2 protein-coding genes and 2 pseudogenes are annotated in these 4,614 nt (G+C 42.6%); 1 reads left to right on the top strand and 3 read right to left on the bottom strand.

The features are described from left to right. Positions 1 to 258 (bottom strand): annotated as a pseudogene (locus tag JGK36_RS33570) (DNA/RNA non-specific endonuclease); the annotation flags it as partial. 158 nt (positions 259 to 416) lie between these two features. Between JGK36_RS33570 and JGK36_RS33565 the strand changes: the two are divergent. Beyond that, the gene (locus JGK36_RS33565; RefSeq protein WP_293186977.1) at positions 417 to 1,376 is read left to right on the top strand and encodes a pentapeptide repeat-containing protein; all 960 of its coding nucleotides are present in this window, start codon (positions 417 to 419) and stop codon (positions 1,374 to 1,376) included. Positions 1,377 to 1,411: 35 nt separating this feature from the next. Here the strand turns inward: JGK36_RS33565 and JGK36_RS33560 are convergent, their stop codons facing one another. Together JGK36_RS33560 and JGK36_RS33555 are read right to left on the bottom strand one after the other, a co-directional pair. Continuing rightward, a complete protein-coding gene (locus tag JGK36_RS33560) occupies positions 1,412 to 3,007 on the bottom strand; it encodes a DNA/RNA non-specific endonuclease (protein WP_293201369.1) in 1,596 nt (531 codons plus the stop codon). Then, positions 2,899 to 4,614: pseudogene (locus tag JGK36_RS33555) on the bottom strand (hypothetical protein); the annotation flags it as partial. The pseudogene JGK36_RS33555 and the gene JGK36_RS33560, both read right to left, overlap by 109 nt.

Below are 4,614 nucleotides of genomic sequence, written 5' to 3'. Positions count from 1 at the left end.
TAATTGAGAACCTCCACCTAAAACAGAGTTGAACCAACCCGTACCAATTCCTTCCCAAGGAGCTTTAGTATCGCCATGAGTTAAACTGGCATTCGTGTGCTCAGGAGTGTACCAAGTCTTAGTAACATCAGCAATATTATTTTCAGCCAAATCACCTAAGCGACGGTAAATTGTTTCGCCATTCTCCGAAGGAAACTGACTTTCATTGAGATTAGCAGTTCCCGCATACCAAGCCAAAGCAGCCCGATGGTCGGTCATTAGGAAGAGTAAACTCCTCAGAAGAACCAGCCTTACTACCTCCATTCCAAGTCCAGGTACCATTCTTCCATTGAGCAGTCAGGATACGATTCCGATTGTAATCTTGTCTGGCTCACGATCTGCTATTATTAATATGTAAATATCTTCAGAAAAAGGTTATGAATAACGAAGAATATCTCGAATGGGAAGAAGAAGCCGAAGAAGTTATTCCGCTTCTATCTCTCAACAACCATCACCCAGAGATGGCTGGTAGGGAGGTGGTCGATTTATATAAAGATGGATGGAGAGACTATTCCTCGATCAATTTAGAAGGAACTCTCATCGAGCATGAATACCTAATTGAGATCGACCTAAGTGGCTCTGATTTACACTCAAGTATTTTGAAGGGGTGCGATCTGAGCGGTGCTAATTTGAGTAACGCGAATCTTGAAAATGCTCACTTGAGTAGCGTTTGTTTAGTAGGGGCAAATCTTAGCAATGCAAATCTGGCTAATGTTAATTTATGGAATGCTGACCTGAGCGATGCTAATTTGGAAAATGCTAACTTAAACAATGCAAACCTGTCTAATACCAACTTAATTGGCACAAATTTTAGCGCTGCTAAATGGGAGAATATTAACACTGACGCTGCGTTATTTTGTCATACTATTATGCCAGATGGTAGCCATAAAAGCGATCCAGTTAGAGTCATGGAAACTCAGGAATTGCTTCGGCGCTACGCTGCTGGAGAAAGAAGGTTTGAGGGCATAGTTTTATATCGGGCTGACCTTAGAGGTGTCGATTTACATAACATCATTATGCCTAATGCCCACTTAGCTAATGCTAACTTAAGCGGTGCCAATTTGCAAGAGTCCTGCTTGACGAATGTTAACTTTAGGGGTACTGATTTGAGCGGTGCTAATCTTAAAAATTCTTGTCTAGATTCTGCGGATTTAAGCTATGCCAACTTAAAGGGTGCTAATTTATTGACATTGGATATGAATGGTGTCAATTTCACAGACGCTAATCTACTTAGTGCTAAAATCTTTTTCTCTCAAACTGGCCGATTTCGCAATACAATTTTACCAAATGGAGAAGTTATCGTTGGTCCTAACATATATCCTTCAAATCAGAGATGAGTTTTTCGTCTGATTTGAAGGATGGTTGAGAGAATTTAGATAATTGGATATAACTGATCTTTGAGATAAGTCCGAATGTTATCAGGAAGACTAGACAAAAAGTTTATCTTTCTACCTCCTCTGCCATCAATCAGCTTTTCAAGCTGCTTAATTGTGAGCTGCCAAGTAGCAGGATTACGCCATTCAACTGCATTTTGGATATCCGGCAGAGTCGCAGTTAGTCCTAGCTCAGCTTGAATTTCATTAAAGGGGTGAGGTATGGGCTGCCCAGTAAGAGGCCAATTAGCAAATGGTTCGGTTTTATTAGGTGTCAAAAATGTATACACTTTCGTGTTTTGATTGATATCTGGTATGCCTTGACCAGGGCGATCCATAATTAGAAGCGTTTTCCAAGTCCATCCAGGAATGTTAATTCCTTTTTGCTGAAAAGCTTCAGAATTTGTGTATCCTCGAGCAATTTCATCAGGATGAGCATTACTTCGCTTCTGTGAATTCCAATCTGTACCATAACTGCCCGCAACAACGTAAATTTCTTGACCTTGTTGCGCGAGATTCCGCACCAGTTGTTCGACGTTATACCAAGCAGATGCTTGTGCGGGATCCTTTGAGTTCCCAAAAAATCGATTGTTGTCCACGCTTTGTGGAATCAAATTTGTTCCTAAAAAAGTAGCGAAGTTGTCTTTTTTGTGATTTGTTCGATCCCCTGAAGGAATTCCGTGACCTTGATCGAAACCCAAGCTGTAACCTTGAGGATTTTTATAGGAGCTAGTGTCAATTTTCGGCCATCCTTCTGGTAGTTGAGGATCCCCGACAAAGATCGTGGCGGGGCGGTCTAAATCACCTAGCCAGGATTTATTGACTTGCCAACTTATCCACGCAGGGTTGAGGGTACTGCGATCGTAAGATACTACGTATTGAGGTTTCTCAATTAGCAAGTTGGTGGTATTTGAATTGGTAAAGTTTGGTGGTTCTGAGTTGTACCTAGCTTCTGATGGATTGCCAAATTTAAGGTGATTACTCTTAAAGAAAACATCATCTAAATAAACCCTAGTATTCCCCTCAACTTCAAATCTTAGCTTGGCTACCTGACCTCGAAATCGATCTAGCTGATTGCTATCTACATGGAAAGTTTCAAACCCTCCTCTGCCAAAACCAATTTTGTCAATATCGCTTGCGTATGTCTCTAGTGAATTACCTGGATTTATTGCTAAATCGATTTCTTTGAGAAGATGACTGCCAGTACCAAGAATTGGTTGCCCTTGTGAATTAGTTTCCGGTTGAGTTTCCAACCAGACCTTAAGCTTTCCAGTGTTCCGATATGGCGCGTGGAGGTTAAACCGCAAGTCTCCCCATTCTGGCATCACAAAATAGTTGTGTACTATTTGTTTTGCCCCACCTAATCCCATTCTCAGAGCATAATTAGGCTGATTCTCATCGTATCCTATGGCATCTAAATAACCACTACCTATTAAGCCTTTTTCTAGGGTGTTCTCTTCTTGAACTCCGATTTTCAGCCAATCGACTAAGTGGGATTGTGAACCATCCTCAGATGAGCCATTAAATAAAGACCAGCCCGGGATAGTTTGAGCGTTACGTTGGAAAGCGATCGCATCAAAATTTCCATTAAACAAAGTCGGAACCGCATAATCACCCCGCATTCGAGTTCCGAAGGGCTTAGTGCTATCTGTGTAGGTATTAATTGAGAACCTCCACCTAAAACAGAGTTGAACCAACCCGTACCAATTCCTTCCCAAGGAGCTTTAGTATCGCCATGAGTTAAACTGGCATTCGTGTGATCAGGAGTGTACCAAGTCTTAGTAACATCAGCAATATTATTTTGCTCCAAATCGCCCAAGCGGCGGTAAATTGTGTCACCGTTTTCCGATGGCAGTTTGCTACCTGTGAGATTAGCAGTTCCCGCATACCAAGCCAAAGCCGCCCGATGGGAAGCACCTTCCCCGTCATCCGCCGTAAATCCAGCCCGCTCTCCTAAAGAAACATTCCAATCAGATTTCCAGTTCGTTCCAGAAAGTTCTCGCCCGTTAATTGTATTCCCAATACCCTTTGTTTGGTAGTAATTGTCAGCATAAGTGACATTATTCCACACCTTAATTTCCGGGTCGAGAATGTTAAGGTAAGGCCCAGAAAAAGAATTATTATCGTAATCGTAAGGGTCAATAGTCGTCATTTGCAGGTCGCGATTTGCCCGACTTGTACCTCCAGCATCAGGTAAAAACGTACCTAAACGCTGGACAATTTCACTATTAACAACAGCCCCCTGCCCGAAACCGATAAAGTGCAGTGGCGAGTTGAAAACCGCTCCTTGAGTGCGGATTAATTTACCGGTGCTATCATAAAGCTGACCTGGGCTACCGACACCACCACCCTTATTTAAATCCAATTGCACCATTGAAGCAAATAAAGTATCAGCCGCCGCCTCAGCAAAACCAGAATTATAAAGTTGCTTCGGCTCAATCCCATCCATCCCGTTCATCCCATCCATCCAATTAGCTAACAGCACTAAGGGTTTGCCATAGACAGGAGGCTGAAGGCTAGTATTAGATATCCAACTATTTCCTTGAGGAATAACAGACTGCCACTTACCAGTTGCCGACTGATATTTCATGACCGTACCGCCAGTATCAAAAATGTGTTTAGCAACTCCATTGATTTGCCCATCAATCAACTGGCTATTTTGGGAATTTCCGGGTTCTACACCCCGCGTTAAAACAGTAACGCTGCTGAAAGTATTACCACCAGAAATCGGAGTCGGCAGTAAAGTTTTAAACTTGTCGGTAACAACTTTTTTATCCCCTTTCTTCGTAACTGCTTCCACAGCCCAATGATATTCCTGACCCGCCGTCAACATTCGATCGCTAGAAAGAGTAAACTCCTTTGAAGAACCAGCCTTAGTTTTCCCATCCCAAGTCCACGTACCGTTTTCCCATTGAGCAGTCAGAACCCGATTCGGATTGTAATCTTTGTCGTCCTGCGAATTTAACCCATCCCACCTATCATCGGGCAACAAGCCCTTCCCTTGCGGAAAAACGCTTACATAAAGATTGACCTTCTCGACATCAGTATCAGGCTTAAAACCAGGAAGACCGCAGGGTTCATTCTCACCCTTCAAATCCCACTTAAAAGTAGGAGTTAAAGGATTGCTATCATTCTTGCTATCCCCGATCGGTCCTTTTAATTCCAACCAGTTTTTAGCATTCGCTATTGCCAAACCTTTAGG

Source organism: Microcoleus sp. PH2017_35_SFW_U_B (assembly GCF_020737865.1).
Lineage (GTDB): Bacteria > Cyanobacteriota > Cyanobacteriia > Cyanobacteriales > Microcoleaceae > Microcoleus.
This window is presented reverse-complemented; position numbering and strand designations above follow the sequence as displayed.

What these genes read in the sequence shown, in the direction of transcription:
- JGK36_RS33565 (WP_293186977.1), top strand. Translation starts at nt 417, where the DNA reads ATGAATAACGAAGAATATCTCGAATGGGAAGAAGAAGCCGAAGAAGTT.